A 1,546-nucleotide genomic window follows, 5' to 3' on the forward strand; every position below is an offset into this window, starting at 1 on the left:
CGGCGGCTGGCACCTCTCGACGCCCTTGAGGTGACGCCGGAGCCGCAGGCCGAGCTGATCGCCGCGCTGTCCGTACTCCAGAAGGAGAGATGACCGAAGTGGCCGATGTGACCGCTGTTACGGATAACACAGATAACACGGATAACGTGAATAGCGCAAATAATGCAAAGAATGTGAATGGTGCGGGCCATGTGAAGAGGGCGGACAAGGCCGCCGACGGCGGCGAATCTCACGGCGGCGAATCCAGGGATGGCGAATCCCCGGGCGGCGAATCCCTGGGCGGTTCCGAGGATGAAAACGCCGGTAGTGGCTCCGTGGGCTCCGAGGACGCCGGGAGTGCGAGGTCGACGGACGAATCCGGCGCCGCCGCCGAGGCGGGCGCCGCCAAGGGAACCTCCGGCGGCTGGGACGACGGTTTCATCGCCCGCCGCGCCGCCGAGAAGGGCGACCTCGACGCCGACCTGGAGGGACTGGAGGAGGTGGGCGACCTCAGCGGCGTTCCCAGCGGCCTCCATTCCGCGCACGGCGTACAGAGCGCGCGCGACGCCGTGTACGCCGTGCACGGCGTACAGGGCCTGACCGGCGCCCAGGACGGCAGCGGGAGCGCCTCCGGCGAGAGCGAGGAGCACACGCCCATCGGAGGTGCGTACGGCGGCTCCCTGCGCAGACGTCTGGACGCCCTCGGCGAGCTGGTGGGCCTCTCCAGAGCCCGGCTGGACTCCGCCCTCCTCGCCGAGGCCGGACATGTTCTGGAGGAGGCCTCCGCCCGCCAGCGGCTCTCCTCGTACCACACGGTCGTCGCCATCGCGGGAGCGACAGGCAGCGGTAAATCGACGCTGTTCAACGCCCTGGCCGGAGTGCCGATCTCGGAGACCGGCCTGCGCAGGCCCACCACCTCGGCACCCATCGCCTGTATGTGGTCGGACGGCGCGGCCGGGCTGCTCGACCGGCTGGAGATTCCCGGCCGGCTGCGGCGCAGGCCGCTCGCGGGCGGCGACGGCGACGACGAGCTGCACGGGCTCGTCCTCGTCGATCTTCCCGACCACGACTCGGCCCTGGTGTACCACCGTGAGCAGGTGGACCGGGTGCTCGCGCTCGTGGACGCGGTCATCTGGGTCGTCGATCCGGAGAAGTACGCGGACGCCGCCCTGCACGAGCGCTATCTGCGTCCGCTGGCCGGGCACGCAGAGATCACCTTCGTCGTGCTCAACCAGATCGACCGGCTGCCCGGCGAGGCCGCCGACCTGGTGCTGGACGATCTGCGCCGGCTGCTGGACGAGGACGGTATGGCCCTCGGCGAACACGGTGAGCCCGGCGCCACCGTGCTCGCGCTCTCCGCCCTCGGCGGGCAGGGCGTCGGGGAGCTGCGGGAGCTGCTCGGACGGTTCGTACAGGAGCGGAGCGCGCCGGCACGGCGGCTCTCGGCCGATGTGGACGCGGCGGCGCGGCGGCTGCGTCCCGCGTATGTCGCGGACGGGCGGCCCGGGCTCGGTGAGCGCTCGCGCGAGCAGTTCACGGACCGGCTGGCCTGGGCGGTCGGCGCGGT

The 1,546-nt window shown here is 71.5% G+C and carries 1 protein-coding gene; it reads left to right on the forward strand.

Translation table 11 applies throughout. The features are described from left to right. Positions 1 to 89 precede the first annotated feature (89 nt). A partial coding sequence (locus tag GA0115259_RS35955; protein WP_237540736.1) for a YfjP family GTPase occupies positions 90 to 1,546 on the forward strand: 1,457 nt, incomplete at its 3' end.

Source organism: Streptomyces sp. MnatMP-M17 (genome assembly GCF_900091995.1).
Classification (GTDB): Bacteria; Actinomycetota; Actinomycetes; order Streptomycetales; family Streptomycetaceae; genus Streptomyces.